The sequence below is a fragment of the Prochlorococcus sp. MIT 0801 genome (assembly GCF_000757865.1).
Lineage (GTDB): Bacteria > Cyanobacteriota > Cyanobacteriia > PCC-6307 > Cyanobiaceae > Prochlorococcus_B.
Map to the genome: position 1 here is coordinate 732,137 of NZ_CP007754.1, position 18,266 is coordinate 750,402.

Annotated in this window: 20 protein-coding genes; 11 read left to right on the forward strand and 9 right to left on the reverse strand. The window is 34.2% G+C overall.

Annotated elements, in window-relative coordinates; translation table 11 throughout:
* Window positions 1–80: 80 nt before the first annotated feature.
* Window positions 81–470 carry an ATP-binding protein gene (locus tag EW15_RS03820; protein ID WP_369793870.1) on the forward strand — a complete coding sequence of 130 codons (390 nt, stop codon included), beginning with the start codon at window positions 81–83 and terminating at the stop codon, window positions 468–470.
* A 4-nt stretch (window positions 471–474) separates the two neighbouring features.
* Here the strand turns inward: EW15_RS03820 and EW15_RS03825 are convergent, their stop codons facing one another.
* The 3 genes from EW15_RS03825 to glnA form a co-directional block, all read right to left on the reverse strand.
* Complete coding sequence (locus EW15_RS03825; protein WP_038652132.1) at window positions 475–732, reverse strand: DUF6439 family protein; 258 nt, start codon at window positions 730–732, stop codon at window positions 475–477.
* Between the two features lie 47 nt (window positions 733–779).
* On the reverse strand, window positions 780–1,841 hold the full coding sequence (locus EW15_RS03830) for a class I SAM-dependent methyltransferase (RefSeq protein ID WP_038652135.1): 1,062 nt from the start codon (window positions 1,839–1,841) through the stop codon (window positions 780–782).
* A 137-nt stretch (window positions 1,842–1,978) separates the two neighbouring features.
* Window positions 1,979–3,400, reverse strand: coding sequence for a type I glutamate--ammonia ligase (gene glnA, locus EW15_RS03835; protein ID WP_038652138.1), 1,422 nt, complete (start codon window positions 3,398–3,400; stop codon window positions 1,979–1,981).
* Between the two features lie 206 nt (window positions 3,401–3,606).
* Here glnA and EW15_RS03840 point away from each other — a divergent pair, with 206 nt between their 5' ends.
* Window positions 3,607–4,785, forward strand: coding sequence for an alanine--glyoxylate aminotransferase family protein (locus EW15_RS03840; RefSeq protein WP_052041236.1), 1,179 nt, complete (start codon window positions 3,607–3,609; stop codon window positions 4,783–4,785).
* On the opposite strand, the gene EW15_RS03845 is transcribed toward EW15_RS03840, so the two are convergent.
* Window positions 4,778–5,236 carry a nucleoside deaminase gene (locus EW15_RS03845; RefSeq protein WP_038655138.1) on the reverse strand — a complete coding sequence of 153 codons (459 nt, stop codon included), beginning with the start codon at window positions 5,234–5,236 and terminating at the stop codon, window positions 4,778–4,780. The two genes, EW15_RS03840 and EW15_RS03845, sit on opposite strands and share 8 nt — an antisense overlap.
* Before the next feature lie 151 nt (window positions 5,237–5,387).
* On the opposite strand from EW15_RS03845, the gene EW15_RS03850 reads away from it, so the two are divergent.
* Window positions 5,388–6,758 (forward strand): aminotransferase class V-fold PLP-dependent enzyme, encoded by a 1,371-nt coding sequence (locus EW15_RS03850; RefSeq protein WP_038652144.1) that lies wholly within the window; start codon window positions 5,388–5,390, stop codon window positions 6,756–6,758.
* A 113-nt stretch (window positions 6,759–6,871) separates the two neighbouring features.
* On the opposite strand, the gene EW15_RS03855 is transcribed toward EW15_RS03850, so the two are convergent.
* Genes EW15_RS03855 through EW15_RS03865 form a run of 3 tightly spaced genes read right to left on the reverse strand, consistent with a single transcriptional unit; the run spans window position 6,872 to window position 9,495 of the window.
* Window positions 6,872–8,425 carry a DUF697 domain-containing protein gene (locus EW15_RS03855; RefSeq protein ID WP_038652145.1) on the reverse strand — a complete coding sequence of 518 codons (1,554 nt, stop codon included), beginning with the start codon at window positions 8,423–8,425 and terminating at the stop codon, window positions 6,872–6,874.
* A gap of 18 nt (window positions 8,426–8,443) precedes the next feature.
* The gene (lspA, locus tag EW15_RS03860; RefSeq protein WP_038652148.1) at window positions 8,444–8,926 is read right to left on the reverse strand and encodes a signal peptidase II; all 483 of its coding nucleotides are present in this window, start codon (window positions 8,924–8,926) and stop codon (window positions 8,444–8,446) included.
* Window positions 8,923–9,495: a biotin transporter BioY gene (locus EW15_RS03865; RefSeq protein ID WP_225866602.1), complete on the reverse strand. Its 573-nt coding sequence runs from the start codon at window positions 9,493–9,495 to the stop codon at window positions 8,923–8,925. The genes lspA and EW15_RS03865 overlap by 4 nt, the downstream gene beginning before the upstream one ends.
* 81 nt (window positions 9,496–9,576) lie before the next feature.
* On the opposite strand from EW15_RS03865, the gene EW15_RS03870 reads away from it, so the two are divergent.
* Window positions 9,577–9,798, forward strand: a complete 222-nt coding sequence (locus EW15_RS03870) for an NAD(P)H dehydrogenase assembly family protein (protein ID WP_038652151.1) — start codon at window positions 9,577–9,579, stop codon at window positions 9,796–9,798.
* A gap of 19 nt (window positions 9,799–9,817) precedes the next feature.
* Here the strand turns inward: EW15_RS03870 and EW15_RS03875 are convergent, their stop codons facing one another.
* On the reverse strand, window positions 9,818–11,065 hold the full coding sequence (locus EW15_RS03875; protein ID WP_038652154.1) for a pitrilysin family protein: 1,248 nt from the start codon (window positions 11,063–11,065) through the stop codon (window positions 9,818–9,820).
* Between the two features lie 2 nt (window positions 11,066–11,067).
* Window positions 11,068–12,297, reverse strand: coding sequence for a pitrilysin family protein (locus tag EW15_RS03880; RefSeq protein WP_038652157.1), 1,230 nt, complete (start codon window positions 12,295–12,297; stop codon window positions 11,068–11,070).
* 409 nt (window positions 12,298–12,706) lie between these two features.
* Between EW15_RS03880 and EW15_RS03885 the strand changes: the two genes are divergently transcribed.
* The 7 genes from EW15_RS03885 to rpsB all read left to right on the forward strand — a co-directional run bounded on the left by EW15_RS03885 (window position 12,707) and on the right by rpsB (window position 18,251).
* The gene (locus EW15_RS03885) at window positions 12,707–13,390 is read left to right on the forward strand and encodes a phycocyanobilin:ferredoxin oxidoreductase (RefSeq protein WP_255327232.1); all 684 of its coding nucleotides are present in this window, start codon (window positions 12,707–12,709) and stop codon (window positions 13,388–13,390) included.
* Complete coding sequence (locus EW15_RS03890; RefSeq protein WP_038652160.1) at window positions 13,384–14,301, forward strand: efflux RND transporter periplasmic adaptor subunit; 918 nt, start codon at window positions 13,384–13,386, stop codon at window positions 14,299–14,301. Before EW15_RS03885 ends, EW15_RS03890 begins: the two co-directional genes overlap by 7 nt.
* Before the next feature lie 8 nt (window positions 14,302–14,309).
* On the forward strand, window positions 14,310–15,476 hold the full coding sequence (gene devC / locus EW15_RS03895) for an ABC transporter permease DevC (protein WP_369793875.1): 1,167 nt from the start codon (window positions 14,310–14,312) through the stop codon (window positions 15,474–15,476).
* A 34-nt stretch (window positions 15,477–15,510) separates the two neighbouring features.
* Window positions 15,511–16,203, forward strand: a complete 693-nt coding sequence (locus tag EW15_RS03900) for a DevA family ABC transporter ATP-binding protein (RefSeq protein WP_038652166.1) — start codon at window positions 15,511–15,513, stop codon at window positions 16,201–16,203.
* Window positions 16,204–16,239: 36 nt separating this feature from the next.
* Window positions 16,240–16,395: a hypothetical protein gene (locus EW15_RS10785; RefSeq protein WP_011293689.1), complete on the forward strand. Its 156-nt coding sequence runs from the start codon at window positions 16,240–16,242 to the stop codon at window positions 16,393–16,395.
* A gap of 91 nt (window positions 16,396–16,486) precedes the next feature.
* Complete coding sequence (locus tag EW15_RS03905; RefSeq protein WP_038652169.1) at window positions 16,487–17,419, forward strand: glycosyltransferase family 2 protein; 933 nt, start codon at window positions 16,487–16,489, stop codon at window positions 17,417–17,419.
* Window positions 17,420–17,558: 139 nt separating this feature from the next.
* Window positions 17,559–18,251, forward strand: coding sequence for a 30S ribosomal protein S2 (gene rpsB, locus EW15_RS03910; protein ID WP_038655148.1), 693 nt, complete (start codon window positions 17,559–17,561; stop codon window positions 18,249–18,251).
* Window positions 18,252–18,266: the final 15 nt, after the last annotated feature.

Below are 18,266 nucleotides of genomic sequence, written 5' to 3' on the forward strand. Positions count from 1 at the left end.
ATGACTTAAATTACGTTTTAATTCCAAACTAATTTTTTGATCAGAAGACTAATTTACTAAATCTGTTTTAATTAATTGTGGTGCCTTCTAAAAATTGGGATGTATTTATTCATCCCTCTACTTTAAAACTATCATCATTTATTGAAACTCTTTTAGAGCCTGTAATATGTAGAGAAACTGCAAAAAAGATTGAATTAGGATTGCATGAGGCCCTTGTTAATGCTGTAGTACATGGAAACTTATCTGATCCTAATAAAGTTATTCGAGTTCGAAGAGTTCTTACTCCATATTGGTTCGTTTGGCAAATTCAGGACGAAGGATTAGGCGTAGTTAAAACTAAAAGAGTGAGTTCTCTACCTTTAGAAATTGATGCTAATAGCGGAAGAGGAATTTATTTAATTCATAAGTGTTTTGATGATGTCAGATGGAGTAGGAAAGGGAATAGACTGCAATTATCATTCAAGAAATAATTTTTTAATGACTTTTACATCCTGTATCTTTAATTTCTTCTTTAATCCATAATATTGCTTGGTTAAGTAATTTTTCTATTTCTGCTTCATCTCCATCATTAATCAATTGTGAAATAGCTGACATGATTAATTCGGCGCTTCTTCTTTGTTTGTTTCCCCTAAATTGATGCCAGTTGTCATTATTAAGACTGATTTCATGATGGAGTTCTTTTGCCAGTAACTTAACTTTTCCTGGCCATATGTTTTTGTGTGTTTTTAGCATAAAATAATATTTATTTGTGACTTTTTTAAATCATTTTATCAATAAAATCAATTTGGCTTGGTTGCTTTCCATACTTTAGTCATGAAGTGGGATTCAGAAGTTATAGATGAAAATCCACTTTCTTCTAATCTTAAGTTTATGTTATCAACTATGTAATCTCTGTAGTAAGGTTCATGAAAGATTTTGTGAAAGTTTTCCATTATTGGAGTGAACTTTGGAGAATCTTCTATTTGAATGGAGTCGGCAAGAACAAGTATTCCGCCAGGTTCTAACAATCTGAAGCATTCGTTCAAAACATTCTGTCGTGCATCTCTGGGAAGTTCGTGAAATAGAAAAACACAAGTTAATGCATGAAAACTCTCGGATGCATAGGGCATTTTCTCTGCATTTCCTTTGGTCAGTTGAACAAGATCTCCACTTCTGGAACTTAGATATTTACTTGCTTGTTTTAGGTATGAGCCTGACAAATCAAGACCATAAAGTTCAACTTGAGGTAATGCACTTTGTATTTGCTGTAGTGTTCTTCCCGTTCCTGTCGCTATGTCTAAAACCTTTACTTTCCTTGAGCCTTCAGATAGATATTTTTTCAAACCTCTTTTTAAAGGAGATAAAACTCTTCTTCTCATAGAATCGGCAGTCCCATTGAAAAGAATCTCAACTTGTAAGTCATAAATTTCAGCAGAATGGTCACTTAGGTAACCATCTGTTTGGTGATGAAAATTCTGTAGATAGTAGTCAGGGTAATCTTCTTCATTGATAATTTTTGGGATTTCTCTGGTCTTATTTTTTTTTCGCCTCTTCCAAGTTTGTGGCATATCTAGCCAAACCAAGGGATATTTCTTTGCCCATTCAAACCATGGAGCTTCGAAAAGTTGTGATTTAGGGTAAATACCTGCCTCTGCTTCTCTCCAATCAATATTTTCTAGTTTTTCCATTGATCTTCTAACTTCTTTTATTAGATCTTGATTGATTGGAAAATTTCCTGGAGCGGCTCCAGGTGCAAATACTTCCATTAACTTTGTACTCAACTCTTTATGAGCTAACCCAGCAAGCGTTTTCCCTTGTTGAAGAGTATGGTAAGCAATTTTTTTAAGGCTTGGCGCTGCCATGAACCATTTTCTAATTTATCTATTATCTAACAGATTTGATTGATTAGTGACGAGTTACCTAAAAAAAAATTAAGGTCTATGCATAATTTTGCATAGACCTTAATTCTGCATCCTAAAAATTATTAGAGGAATTTATTTTAAGCGTCGTAGTACATGGTGAATTCATGAGGATGAGGCCTTTGTCTTAGCTGTTGAACTTCTTCGTATTTAAGCTCTATCCAGTTATTAATGAAATCTTCTGTAAATACTCCCCCTTCAGTTAAATAATTGTTGTCATTTTTTAATGCCTCTAATGCATCATTCAATGAGGAAGGAACAGTGTCTATTTTTGATAATTCCTCTGATGGAAGTTCAAAAAGGTCTACGTCAACTCCATCTCCAGGATCAATCTGATTTTTGATTCCATCGATACCTGCCATCATCATTGCTGAAAAAGCAATGTAAGGGTTGGCCAATGCATCTCCTGATCTAAATTCTAGCCTCTTTGCTTTTGGACTTGGTCCAGTTAAGGGGATTCTTACAGCAGCTGATCTATTACCCTGTGAATAAACTAAATTAACTGGAGCCTCGAATCCTGGTACCAATCTTTTGTAACTGTTGGTAGTTGGATTTGTAAACGCAAGGAATGATGGTGCATGTTTTAGTATTCCACCTATGTACCATTTAGCTGTTTGAGATAAATTGGCATATGTACCCTCTCCATAGAATAAAGGTTGACCGCCTTTCCATAAGCTTTGATGTACATGCATCCCTGTTCCATTGTCATTGAAGACTGGCTTAGGCATAAAGGTGGCAGTCTTCCCATATTTTTTTGCTACATTTCTGACAATGTATTTGTAGATCATTACATTGTCAGCTGCGTTGATTAGGGGAGCAAATTTCATTCCTAATTCATGTTGGCCAGCTCCCGCTACTTCATGGTGATGTTTCTCAATGGGTATACCCAATTCACCCATCAGCAGAAGCATCTCAGATCTCATGTCTTGCGCTGTGTCATTTGGTGAGACTGGGAAATACCCTTCTTTTAGTTGAATTTTATATCCAAGGTTTCCCCCTTCTTCTACTCTCCCAGTATTCCATGGGGCTTCTATGGTATCAACGCTATAAAAACTTCCGCCTTCCCCTGAGTTATATCGAACATCATCAAAAATAAAAAATTCTGGTTCAGGACCGAAGAAAGCAGAATCTGCAACACTAGTGCTTCCTAGATAATCCAATGCTTTTTGTGCCAAAGCTCTAGGACATCTGGCATATGGTTCCCCACTCCTTGGCTCCTGAATAGAACAAATCAAGCTAAGAGTCTTGTGGTGATAAAAAGGGTCTATCCAGCTTGTTGATGGATCTGGAACCATTGCCATATCAGATTCGTTTATAGCTTTCCATCCGCGGATAGAAGAACCGTCAAAAGCAAGTCCTTCGGAGAAAGAGCTTTCTTCAATGAGATCTGATGCTACGGTTAAATGTTGCCACTTCCCATGTAAGTCAGTGAATTTTAAATCTATTAGCTCAATGCCCTCATCCTTGATTTGACGAAGAACATCTTGAGAGGTCTTGCTCATGATGAATTTGATTTACAACAGAGATACTTAATTATGAACGTAATAAGCGATCGCATCTCCTTTTGTATTAAGAAGCACTTTTTTTAGACTTTTAACAGAAATCTTTTATTATTTTTGTCTTTTTTAGCAGATCTAGCAAATTCCTATTGCAATCCCTAATAAAAACACCCCGACTTTGCCCATTGCCTTTTAGGCTCAGAAGAGATATTAATCGATCTGTTTTCTTGGCCACTCAAATTCTTCCTTCTGTTGATAATCAACATCGTAAAGATTTTGGTCCAACTGTTTCTCCTGAAAGGCTATTGCTTGGGCCAGGCCCATCAAACGCAGATCCTGCTGTTTTGAAAGCGCTCTCTCAGCCTCCCATTGGTCATTTAGATCCTTTTTATGTGGAATTGATGAGTGAGGTTCAAGAATTGCTTAGATATGCTTGGCAAACTAGCAATCGATTAACACTTCCAATGAGTGGTACAGGAAGTGCCGCAATGGAGGCAACATTAGCAAATGTCGTTGAGTCAGAAGATACGGTATTAGTAGCTATCAAAGGATATTTTGGACATCGACTTGCTGACATGGCAGGTAGATATAAAGCGAATGTAGAAACAATTCATAAAGATTGGGGTAATGCATTTTCACTTGAGGAAATAGAAGATGCACTGAGGAAACATACCCCAGCTGTTTTCGCAATTGTTCATGCGGAAACCTCAACAGGTGTATGTCAACCCATGGATGGAATTGGTGATTTATGCAGAAAATATAATTGTTTACTTCTTGTAGACACAGTAACTTCTTTGGGAGGTGTTCCTCTTTATTTAGATGAATGGAAAATTGATCTGGCTTACAGTTGTAGTCAGAAAGGATTAAGTTGCCCTCCAGGATTAGGTCCTTTTTCAATGAATGAGAGAGCCGAAAATAAAATGTCTAATAGAAAAGACAAAGTTCCTAATTGGTATTTAGATGTCTCTTTGCTTAATAAGTATTGGGGTAGTGATCGTGTATATCATCATACGGCTCCCGTAAATATGAATTTTGGCATTCGAGAAGCGCTTAGATTGTTAGCGGAAGAAGGATTAGAAGTCTCATGGGATAGACATAGTACAAATGCAAAATCGCTTTGGAATTCGTTGGAAAATATTGGTTTAGAATTACACGTTAAAGAAGAATTACGCTTGCCTACCCTAACAACAGTCAAAATACCTGAGGGAGTAGATGGTAAGGCATTTACTAAGCATTTGCTAAATAATTTTGGAGTGGAGATAGGTGGTGGCTTAGGTGATCTGGCTGGAAAAGTATGGAGAATTGGTTTGATGGGATATAATTCCACCTCTGCAAATGTAGATAAGATAATAAATATTTTTGAAACTGAATTACCTAAGTTTAGATAACAAAATTTTCTCTAGCTATTAATCTTTTATCTTTAAACCAATCCACGATAATCTTCCTAGATTCTTCTTCCATTATTCCTCTTTCAATCAACATGTTGTGATGAGCACTTTTATGTTCCGCTAGATTAATAGTTCCACCTAGCGCGCCTCTCTTTGGATCTTCAGAACCATAGATAATCTTCCCCATCCTTGCTTGTATTAATGCGCCTGCGCACATGGGACATGGCTCTAAATTTACTATCAAAGTACAGTCATTAAATCTCCAATCATTTTTAATCCAAGAAGCTTGGCGAAGAGCTACTAACTCAGCATGACCTAAAGGATCTTTCATTGATTCTCTCCTGTTCCCCCCATAGCCAATACACCTACCTTTTTTGTCGAGAATAACTGCAGCAATAGGAACCTCACCTCTTTCTCCTACAAGTCTTGCTTTCGTTAGCAATCTTGTCATCCACTCTATTTTTTCTTTTTGATTGAGATCGATTGTTTTTGACAATTTTTTAGATGTTTGGTGAACTATCAAATAAAATGTTTATCTAGAGATTAATCATTTTTTGGTTTGAACTGGATCATCCAATACTACAAATAGAGTTTTATTTTCTTTGAATCCTTTCGCATCCCCTCAAAACTTAGATAAAGAACTGCGTTCTTTACTTGCTCAGGCCTCAAGTAATCTTTGTGATTGGTTTGCTGAATCAGCCAGCGAAGGTCCAATGCCCGATTCATTTGAATTGCCAGTGGTCTATCCCGCAAAAGAAGGTGTTTCTAATGAAGTTTTACTGAGCGAACTCCAATCACTAATGGATGGTTCCTATCGACCATCGCATCCAGGATCTCTTGCACATTTGGATCCACCTCCTCTATCAGCTTCAATAGTAGGAGAACTAATTTGTGCAGGTTTAAATAATAATCTTTTAGCCGATGAGTTATCCCCTAGCTTGTCTTCCTTGGAAAGAAACCTATGTAAATGGTTTTGTCAGAAACTAGGTCTTGGTGATTTGTCTGGAGGCGTAGCCGCTAGCGGTGGGAGTTTGAGTAATTTAATGGCTTTGGTAATGGCAAGAAATATTTCTGGTCTAGAAACTGATCCTAAGGCTGTTTTTTTTGCAAGTCATGATTGTCATGTTTCATTCTCAAAAGCTTTTAGAATTATGGGGCTTAACCAGCAATCTCTACAAAAAGTTTCTACAGATGAAAATGGTGCATTAAAAATTTCTAGTTTACGAACAAGTTTAAATAAAATTAAATCTCAGGGGAAGAAATGCTTTGCTGTCGTTGCGACAGCTGGAACTACTGTAAGAGGCGCTATTGATCCACTTTCTGAGATCGCTAAATTTTGTAAAAAAGAGAATGTTTGGCTTCATGTTGATGGTGCAATTGGTGGCATTTATGGTTTATCAGAAATGACTTCAGAAATTGTTCAAGGATTAGGTTTCGCTGATTCTTTAACTATAAATCCACAGAAATTATTGGGAATCCCAAAAACTTCTTCTTTATTACTCGTAGCCAATAAAAAGCATCTTTCTTCTACATTTTCAACCGGACTCCCTTATGCCGAGCCAATTACAGGGGATGATTTTCATGGAGGAGAACTTGGAATTCAAGGTACTAGATCCGCCGAGTCATTGAAATTGTGGATTGGATTAAGACAATTAGGTGAAGAGGGTATTGAAAAAATACTTTTGAGCTCAATTAAAAGAAGATGTTATTTAGAATCAATAATTGATCAATCAAAATTTAAAATAATATCAGGTCCTCTTCATCTTTTAGCTTTTACACCTATTAATTATAGTTCTTCTCAAGCATCCGATTGGTCTATAAAAACAAGAAACTCTTTGTTAGCTAATAAGTTTATGCTTTCTAGACCAATGTATGGAGATAGATATTATTTAAAAGCTGTTATGGGAAACCCAAATACTAAATTTGAAGATTTACAAATGTTAGCTAATCTGATTAATCAGTCAATTAGTTGATTTTAATATGAATAAGGATTTTTTTAATAAAAAAAATATATTGGCTTTAATAACAGCTTTAATATCAATTTTTGTTGGCCTAATTTATTTAGCATTAGTTTTTGCTTTAGATTTTAGAGGTCCGATGAGTCCCCCTCCTTCGGAGGCCTTGATCTCGGTGGTAGCTTTTTCAAATTCTTTTCAACTAGCGGATCAATAACTCTTTCATAAGCCCTACGAATAAAACTTTTAAAATATTCGTCCCTTTTGTTTAAGTTGTAATGATATTCAACAACTTCTTGTATTCCTCCATCTCCCCAGTCTTGATCTTGTTGGAAATAAGTAATGAAACTTGCTCCTGCAATCCTGGTAAGCCAAGATACACTAATACCTTGAATTACTTTACTAATAACTAATGTTGGTAGTGATAAACTTAATGTTGAACTTATTAAAGAAACTCCACCTTTAACTAAACCCATAGTTGCAAGTATTTTTCCTACCGAAAGTGCTAAATTCTTTGCCCTTTCATTTGTAAGTTCTACACCATGTATTTTAGCTATTTCTATTACCATTTGTGCATTTACAGCCGCTGCAGCAATCATATCTAAGACAGGAAGAGGAGTAAGTATTAATACACCACTGCTGAGCCACCCATAATTATCTATACATTTTTTGGCTGATTGAGTTCTTTGTTTGATTAATAACTTTTTTCCTTCTTTTCCAATATTGCTGCACTGAAGTAATATATTATCTGCAATTAATTCTTCACCTTCTTCATGTAGGATATTTGCTAATCTTCTAATTAAACTGTTGATTTCAGGGGCTGGCTGATAGGGCTTTTTACCAGCGACAGCAATTGTCTGAGGTGAGGCTGATGTACAAATAATGTCATTAGGATTAATAAAATCATTACATCTAGAATTTAGTATTTCAATTAATCTTTTTTCTTCACTTTCTCCTCTTAAATCTATTTTATTTAAAACGAGTAAAAGTCTTTTCCCTGATTTTGACAAACTCCTAATTATTCTTGTTTCTTCAGAACGTAAATCACCTTCAATTACTACTAACATTAAATCAGATTTACTTGCCTCTATTAAGGCACTCTTTTCCCTTTCTCTACCCCCTATGCCAGCTTCTAGTATACCGGGGGTATCAATTATTTTTATCCCCCTTGTAAGTCCTTTAAGCTTTAGCCGGAAGGTTTCTTTCTCTGTCGTTGAACCCATTTCAGGACTAACTTTACCTACTATTTTTTTTAATAGAGCTCTTATTAATGATGTTTTACCGCTTGAGCCAATTCCAAAAACTACTAAAATAATATCTCCTCTATCTAACTCTAATGAAACTCTATCCTTTTCATCCTTTAAGGCCTTGGCCTTGACTTTATCATTGATTAATGTGATTAAATAATCAATACTTTTTAATGATTTATCTGCGGCTTCTTTTTTGCTAATTAACTTTAAATCTAATGATTCCTTCTCTTTCTTTATTTTAAATATTGATCTTAGACTGTTTTGCAACCAATCTATTTTTTTCGAATAACTTAAACCAACTATTATTAATACTGTAATTAATATGGCAGGTATATTTATTAATCTAATTATTGCTCCAACCAAACCTATAATTATCAAGCTAATTAATATTATCAATATATATAATATTATTTTTCTTGAGTTAAGGATTTTCATTTGATAATTACCATTCGATTAATACTTTAATTGCGACTTATCTTTAGTTTTAATTATATCGATTGTAAAACAAATTAAAGCAATGTTTATTGATATATCTGCTACATTAAAAATAGGAAAATTAATTGGAACTAGATCTAGAAAATCTAGAACATAACCTTTGAACAATCTATCAATTCCGTTACCTAAAGTACCACCTAAAAGATAGGCAAGTCCTATCAAATTCCATTTAGATCTTGGTGGAAATCTTAATATAACGGTGATTAATAATAATGAGGCCAGAATGCTTATAATAGTAAGAAGGCTTGTGGAATTGCTTAGAAGACTAAATGCAGCACCGCTGTTTCTTACTAGGGTGAGATTTAAAAGATTAGGAATAATGTTTTGAGATCTTTGAAACCCTAATGTATTTAATACTAAAAACTTAGTAACTTGATCTAATAAAACAATATAAAAAGAATAAGAGATGATCTTAATACTTTTCCTGTTAAATGAAGTCATTTTATTATTAAGACTCTTCTTAAGAATATAGATAATAGACTTATTGATATGCATAGTAATAGTTGAGTTGGCAAAGGTATAAAAGTATTTATTAAAATAAGATCAGATAAATTCTCTAACCACTTCCCAAATACTTTCCCAATAATTAGATAAATAATTCCTATGATATGCACAGCACATAATGACGTGGCAGTATAGAGTGAATAATTAATTAAATTAGCTTTGGTCTCTTTTTTAGCTAAGAAACCACATATCCATGCCGCTGGAATAAATCCTAATAAGTACCCAAATTCATGAGTTAAGATATAACCAACACTACCCCCTCCATGAAAAACAGGCAAATAGAATAAACCTATAATCAGATAGGAAATTGCAGAAATTGTTCCTATTTGGGGTCCGCAAACGAGTGAAGTCAAAAGGACTCCTTGGATTTGCCAATTGCTATGTAGTGGGGTAATTGAGAGAGATAGGTCTTCTTGAGGGGAAATTATTGATGATGGTATCATTGAGCATATTATGATTAGCATTACGCCTGTTATTGCTTGAGTCCAACTTGTAAATTTGTGCAATTAATTTAATTAGCTGATCTCACTTATTATTTACAAATTGATTGATATGTCAATATTATTATCTAGAACTATTTATTCATAATGAAATTTTCAGTTGGAGAAAAAGTATCCTTACAAGTTCCTTTGCCATATTTGAAGACATCCGATGCTATATCAATGCTCAGACCCCCAGATCTAGTATCTCTTGATGAAGTTGGGGTGATTGTTGGAATAAGAGCAAATGACTTATTAGAAGTAAAATTTAGAAGGGGTAATTTCTTGATTCCTTCTGAAAGACTTAAGATTGTGGCTATGGATGACTGATAAGAAAAATGTGACTTGATTAAACTTTCCAGTCTTTAACGATTTTTCGAATAACTTCTTTGTTACTACATACGCTTAGAAATGGGTTCTTTAAATATCTATTTGCTGCATCCTTGATTTCTTTACTAGTTATACTTTCGAGTCTTTTCAGAATTTCTTTATCGTGATCCTTTGTTAGCCCAATTCCTAAAAGATGGGCTTTGTGCTCAGCTCTTTGACTAATACTCTGCAAAGAATGAGCCATTTGACCTCGATATTTCATTTTTACAAGATATAATTCTTCAGGAGAGATTTCACAATTGATAATTTTTTCCCAACACTCTTTTAGTAATTGAAGAGTAATGTTTCCTTTCTCTTCACTTGTAGAAGCGTGCATAATAAATGGTGTTTGACTCTCTCTAATAGGATGATAAACCCCTGCTTCATAAACTACTCCATACTTTTCTCTGAGGACCTTAAATAATAAACTTGACATTCCATAACCTAAGTAACATGATAATAATCTAAGCAAAATATCAGATTTATTATCATATCTAATTGTTGCCTTACCAAGTAGCAGAATGACTTGTTTAGTATTTAATGAATGTGTGCAAATACTTCTTTTTTGTTTAAGTAGACGTTCGGTTTTGTTTACATTGTTAATTGTTTTCTTTTGCTTGTTAATATTTTTACTAATCCCCATAAATTCAATTGAATTTTCTATATATTTATCTAAGTTAATTGGAAACTTTCCTGAAATTACCAAGTTCTTTTTTCTATGAATTAATGAGCTTGCGATTGGCAATATATGTTCTTTATTAATTTTCTTTATATCATTAATCGATCCTAGTGGGTCATGTCCATAAGGTCCATCTCCATATATCATCTTTCTCCAGGCATCAAAAGCTAGTTGATATGTACTCTCTTTTTGTCTTTTAATGGCTTTTATTGTTAGATCTTTTTCTAAGTCAAACTGATCTACTTGAAGTAAAGGTTTTGTAATCATCCATCCAATTAAAGGGAAAAGTGTATACGCATCATTTTCGACACATTTAAGACTTATTAAAATACCATCTTCGTATGTATCACAGTTTAAACTTGCACCACAACTTTCTACAATTTCAGCGATCTGCTTATTATTGTATGGTCCACAACCTCTAAGCATTGTTGAGCTTAATAGTTGATGAATTCCTTTTTTATCTTTTGGATCATTCCTACTCCCGTCTTCTATCCATAGTTTGGCAGACATTATATTTTTGCTATTAAGTTTGTCTAGAATTATGTTCATATTTATTTCTCAGGTTCAGCAATTAATGTAAAAGAATTTTCTGGATTGAATAATGGAAATATTAATTCATTTAATCGAACCGTTGTCCAATATGAAATATCATCTATTGTTTTTTGTATTGAGTTGTGTCGCCCCCATAGAGCTTGATTCCCTAATGTTGAGGCAATCTGAGAACTCAACTCTAATCCAAAATAAATATTGTTTAAGACTAATTTTTTTGCACGTTCCAAATCTTTTTTAGTAACTAAATCTCTAGTTAACTCTTTGAGAATGTTATTGACTTCACTTTCGACAATTTTAAGGTTCTCTTCTGGACAACTGACATCTAGAAGAATTAATCCACCCTCTTCAAGGATTTGTAAATCTATATCTATTGATTCAATAATACGTTTTTCTTCTCTTAAGTCCTTAACAATGAGACTGCTTTTGCCTTCGCATAACATTGTGGCAACTATTTCTGCTCCTAAAATTAAAAGCTGCTCTTTTGCTGGTGGAAGTTTCCAGGCTTTCAATATTCTCCCTCCCTCAAGCCTTGGAATAGTCTCTTTTTTATAACCTTTATTAAATGTTGAGTTACTTATAGCGCTCTCCTTTGAGATTGTTTTTAATTCCTTAAGTTTACTATTGTTGATTATTGAATGAATTTCTTTAGGCAAATCTCCTGCTATAGATAGTGTACAATTTTTACCTACATAATGACTTTTGTGGAATAGTTTTAGTTGTTTTGCATTCATATTTTTAACAGTATTTTTATCACCCAGTATTGGCTTCGAATATCTATGTGGTGTTAAACATTCCTTTAATAATTTCATATAAATAATTTCATCTGGCTGATCAATATTCTGTGCGATTTCCTCTAAAACTACTTCTTTCTCCATTTCAAAGGCATCTTCTTCAATTTTAGGAAACAATAATAATTCTAATATCAAATTTAGTCCTTCTTCTATTTTTTCTGGGGGTACTAGAACGTGATAGTGAACATCGTCTAACCCAGTTGCTGCATTACTACTTCCACCAAGAGATTCAATTTTTAAATCGAATTCACCTTCTTTAAGGTTTTTACTCCCTTTAAATATCATATGCTCTAAGAAATGTGCAATCCCTTCTTCATCTTTCATTTCACTAAGACTTCCTCCTTTGCACCAAAAGTCAATACAAGTCAACTTTGATTCTTCAATATCAGCTACAACACATGTAGCACCATTAGGTAATGACCAATGTTTTACTTTCATTCTAAATATCTTAAAGCACGCTAAATATTTATGCTATATTAATATATGGTAATAAGATTTTGAACTTTATAATCATTATATTTTAAATTTCTTTAATTGTAAAAGATTGATTTCATATTCATTTGATTTTAATATCTATTATTTATTTCATATTTAATTATCCTTTTTTACTTGTTTTCTTCTATGTATTTTATTCTTTTTCTAGATTCAACATTTGACCCCTCTGTGAGTATTTACTTGCCTTTCTTAAAAAATCTCTTATTTAGTTCTTTTAGCCTTAATAATCATATAATATTGTGTAAGTATATTTATAAGTAAACAGTTGCTATGAATCTAACCCAAACCCTTTTAGCTTGAGTTCTAAGTTTTGGAGTCAGTTTTTTGCATTCAAAGTGAATTGAATCCTCTTTTGCTTGAGGCTTTCAAACTTATCAAGAATAGAATCAATTCGTTGACTGATTTACAACCACTATACATTGATCCAAATTATAGCAAGATTTACCGCAACCTAAATAAAGAGGAATTATTTATTATTAACGAATTTTATCGAGCAAAAGGATTTAGGAAAATTCATTTAGAAGTTGCAAAGCTTGGAAAATCATTGCAAATACTCCATTGTGTCTTTTTCCCGGACCCTTGCTATGAACTTCCCATATTTGGTGCAGATTTGGTAGTTAATTCAAATAATATTTCCGCCGGAATTGTTGATTTGTCACCTGTAGGTAAACATTTGCCTGTTTCTCTGATTTCTCAAATGAGATCATTAAAAGTCCCTAAATTTGCTGAACCTGGGAGGCTACCAGAATGGGGATTCATCTTTTCTCCGTATGTATGCTTTATTCGTCCAGTTGATCTCCTCGAAGAAAAATTATTTCTAAAACTCACTGATCAATATTTGTCACTAATATTGTCCTTATTGGTTAAGGTAAGAGTAGACCAAATTAATTCGTTGGATAGTATAAAAAGACTTAAATATCAAAAACGATACTGCCTAAATCAAAAACGTAATGATAAAACCAGAGGAATTCTAACTAAATTCTTTGGCTCGTCTTGGGCTGACGAATACATAAATAAAATACTTTTTGAATGTTAGTGATGTTTAAATATTTATCTTTGAGATTTTTATTTCTTCTATGCACAACACCTTTTTGCGTGCTCTTAATTAGTGGATGTGATAATAAAGATTTAGAAGTAAATCAAATTCTCAAGGAGATTGAAGTAGTTGATAGGGTAGAGGGAGTAGCGGCTTTGGGCCAGTTGAATCCAGTTGGCGAAGTAAGAAAATTAGCAGCTCCAAATAGTGGAAAGGGTGGTACTCCAAGATTATCTAAATTATTAATTCGAGAAGGTGACTCTATTCTCAAGGATCAAATATTAGCTGTTTTTGATAATCGTCCTAAGCTTGAAGCTAATTTAAAATCTGCGCAAGCTAATTTAAATATATTAATAAGTGAAATCAGTATAAAAAAAAGAGAAATTAATAGATATCAAACTCTTGTTGAGAAAGGAGCAGTGGCGGAAATTGTTTTAGACAAGATGAAAGATGATTTGTTTATTTCTGAGACTAGGATTTTAAAGCTTAAATCTGCTATCGATGCAATTAACGTTGATTTAGAACAAACACAATTAAAAAGTCCAATTGATGGGATTGTTTTGCAAATTTTAGTTCGTGAGGGAGAGAGACCAAATTCGTCTGGTGTAATTAATGTTGGCGCTAACAAATTGATGGAAGCGCTTATTGAAGTATATGAATCCGATATAGATAGAGTTCAAATGGGTCAAGCTGTTGATTTGATTAGTGAGAATGGAGGATTTAATGGGTCTTTAAGTGGTCAAGTGACTTTGATTAGCCCACAAGTCAGGCAAAGGAGAGTGCTTTCAACCGATCCAACTGGCGATGCTGACTCAAGGGTTGTTGAGGTTAGAGTAAGGCTTGATAATTCATCAGCTAAAAAGGTTTCTCAACTAACTGGAATGAAAGTTATTGCTCGTTTTCAGCCGTAGTGGAATTTATAAATTTTTTAAAAAAAAGAAAAATACCTCTTGCTTGGCTTTTGCTGACAAGACAACCTTTAAGAATATTGGTAGCTATTGCAGGAATAGCATTTGCTGGAATCTTGATGTTCATGCAATTAGGTTTCAGAGATGGTTTATTTGACGCAAGTGTTACTGTTCATAAGTTATTTGACGCAGATTTGGTATTAATTAGTCCTCGCTCAAAAAGTTCAATAAGTATGAGTGGGTTTCCTCGAAGAAGATTAGTTCAAGCAATGGCACATCAGGATGTGACTGGAACAACAGCGGTTAATTGGAATTTTCTGCTTTGGCGAAACCCTGAAAATTTATCAACAAGATCAATTCTTGCTTTAGGCTTTGAGCCAAGTAAGCCGTTGTTGATTGATTCTGATTTTGAGAGAAAGGCTAAAACTTTAAAAAATAAAGGAAGGGTTTTATTTGATGATCTTTCCAGAGATGAATTTGGACCTATATCGTCATGGTTTAAATCAGGACGTGTAGTTGAAACTGAAGTCGCAGGGAGAAGAGTTAGAGTTTCTGGCATAGTTAGTTTAGGTCCTTCCTTTGGTGCAGATGGGAATTTAATAACTAGCACTGAGACATACTTAGGATTATCTCCGGGGAATCCCAAAGGAAGTATTGAAATTGGTTTGGTAAGATTAGCGAAGGGATCTGATATTGAAAAAGTTGTTCGCTCTTTAAATATAAGTTTGCCTAGTGACGTTAAGGTTATGTCTTTGAAATCATTTATAGATTTTGAGAAAAATTATTGGAAAAGTAGTACATCGATTGGATTTATTTTTACATTGGGAGCTGCAATGGGATTTATTGTTGGTTGTGTAATTGTTTATCAAATTCTTTACAGTGATGTCAGTGATCATTTACCTGAATATGCAACCCTAATGGCTATGGGTTACAACTTAAGAAGCCTATTAGGAGTTGTAGCTAGAGAAGGATTCATTTTATCAATAATGGGTTATATACCTGCTTATCTTTCAGGACAAGCTTTGTATGCTTTGGTTAGATCATCAACTAAATTGCCTGTTGAAATGAGTTTTAGTAGAGCATCAATTATATTTTGCTTGATACTTTTTATGTGTATGGGATCAGCATTAGCAGCTATGAAAAAATTGGCAGATGCTGATCCTGCTGAGATATTTTGATGAAAAAATCGACGGTTTTAAATTTAAATAATTTATGACAAATATAAATAATAATACTTTAAATATTTCTTCTTTGAATCATTGGTATGGTCATGGAGAAATGAGAAGGCATGTTCTCCAATCTGTCTCAATGGAAATTTCTCCTGGTGAGGTTGTATTGCTGACGGGACCTTCCGGATGTGGAAAAACTACTCTTTTGACTTTGATTGGAGCTCTTCGTAAAGTTCAAGATGGTGAACTTAAAGTATTTGGTAAACAACTATTTGGAGCAAGTAGAAAAACTAGACAGAACCTTAGAAAAAATATTGGAATGATTTTTCAGGGTCATAATCTTTTGAGATGTCTCACCGCTGAACAAAATGTCCAAATGGGTGCTGACCTTTTAAATGGATTTTCATACAAAGCTCGAAGGGCCCAGTCTAGAGAATGGCTTAGAGCTGTTGGATTAGAAGACCACTTATCTAAGCTGCCGCATGATTTATCAGGTGGGCAAAAACAACGAGTTGCTATTGCCAGAGCCCTTGCCGCTAGACCAAAATTACTATTAGCGGATGAACCAACATCTGCATTAGATAGTTCAACTGGTAGAGAAATTGTTGATTTGTTAAAAAAACTAGCTTTAGAACAATCCTGTTCAGTGTTGATGGTTACGCATGATCCAAGAATATTGGATGTGGCAGATCGTCTCTTGCAAATGGAAGATGGCCAAATATTGCCCTCTGTTTAGTAAATTAGTTAGATATAAAATTCAAAGGATCTTAGTATGTCTAAAAGACGAAATCTTAAGAAAGAGAAGCAAGAGAGAAATAGAGCTTATGCTAGAAAATTTAAGAAACGTAAGCTTCGCAATGATGGTAGAGGAGAAGGCGCAGGTAATGGCGTTACCGGAACTGCAAATAATGGTGGAGCTGCTGATTAATAAATCGAAATGCAATTCGAAAAATATTTTTTTAAATCCTTTAATTTAAAGTGGTTGAAGAAAAAATTTTGATTTTATTTTTTTATTTAGGATGTTAATTAGCGTTGTTATACCAACTTATAATAGACTTCCAATACTAAAAAAGTGTCTAGATGCATTAGAAAATCAAAGTTTGAATGTTGAAATTCATGATTTTGAAATTGTAATAGTCGATGACGGATCAACAGATGGGACAGTTGATTGGCTAAGAACTAATATTGAGACTTATCCTCATTTAAGACTTTTTGAACAATCTCATGGAGGGCCTGCTCTAGGAAGAAATCTTGGAGTGGAAAAGTCAAAAGGTGAATTAATTGTTTTTATAGATAGTGATCTAGTTGTTGATAGATATTTCCTAAGGAACCATCTAGATTCCTTGTTCGTAGCCTGGAAAAAACTTGGTAATAGAAAATGTTTTACATATGGATCTGTCATAAATACTTCTAATTTTAATAATCCAAATTCTGAACCTTTTAAACTTCAAGACTTGTCTTGGGCTTACTTCGCTACTGGAAATGTTGCTATTGATAAAAACGTTTTAGAAATCTCAGGCCTTTTTGACCCTTCTTTTCGACTATATGGTTGGGAAGATTTGGAATTAGGTGAAAGACTAAGAAATATGGGAGTTAAACTTATCAAATGTCCAAGAGCTATTGGATATCATTGGCATCCTGCTTTAGCTCTTGATCAAATTCCTCAGTTGATTCAAATTGAAAAAGAGAGAGCAAAGATGGGATTAGTTTTTTATCGTAAACATCCAAGTTTGAGAGTGAAATTTATTATTCAATACACTTTTTTTCATCGATGTCTTTGGGAATTTTTAACTCTTGGTGGATTTATTAATACGAAGACACTAAGACCTCTTTTGGCTTTTCTAATTAAGAATGGTCAATCTAGTTTGGCTATGGAATTGTTAAGACTTCCTCTTAATTTGATTGGAGTGAGACAAATTTTTAGAGAAGCATCATTAATTGGACTCCGATGAGCCATGGTTTGTTAGATTAGTACTGCAATCTAAAAACGCACACCTGACTGTTTCGGGTGATAAATAAATATTGATTTTTTAATCATTATTTAAGTTATCCCTGTTGGGTGGAGGCGAACCCGGAACCCACAAAAAAAACATGGCTGTAGTTTCTCTCTCAGAGATGATGGAAGCTGGTGCTCACTTCGGGCATCAGACAAGAAGATGGAATCCCAAGATGTCCCGTTACATCTTTTCAGCTCGTAATGGGGTGCACATCATTGATCTAGTTAAAACTGCTGTTTGTATGAACAGCGCCTATAAGTGGACAAGAGGAGCTGCAAGAAGTGGAAAAAGATTCCTTTTTGTAGGTACTAAAAAACAAGCTTCCGAAGTAGTTGCTCAAGAGGCTATTAGGTGCGGAGCTTCTTACGTGAATCAAAGATGGCTAGGAGGTATGCTTACAAATTGGACAACAATGAAAGCAAGAATTGATAGGCTAAAAGATCTTGAACGTATGGAATCGAGTGGTGCTATTGCAATGCGCCCCAAAAAGGAAGGAGCGGTATTACGTAGAGAATTAGAAAGATTGCAAAAATACCTTGGTGGACTTAAAGGAATGAGACGTCTGCCTGATGTTGTGATTTTAGTTGATCAAAGGCGCGAAACAAACGCCGTTTTAGAGGCCAGGAAACTCGATATCCCATTGGTGTCAATGCTTGATACTAATTGTGATCCAGATCTTTGTGAGATTCCAATACCATGTAATGACGATGCAGTTCGATCTGTTCAACTCGTTTTGGGGAGATTAGCTGATGCTATCAATGAAGGGAGACATGGACCCAATGAGTAGTTAGTATATTTTTTT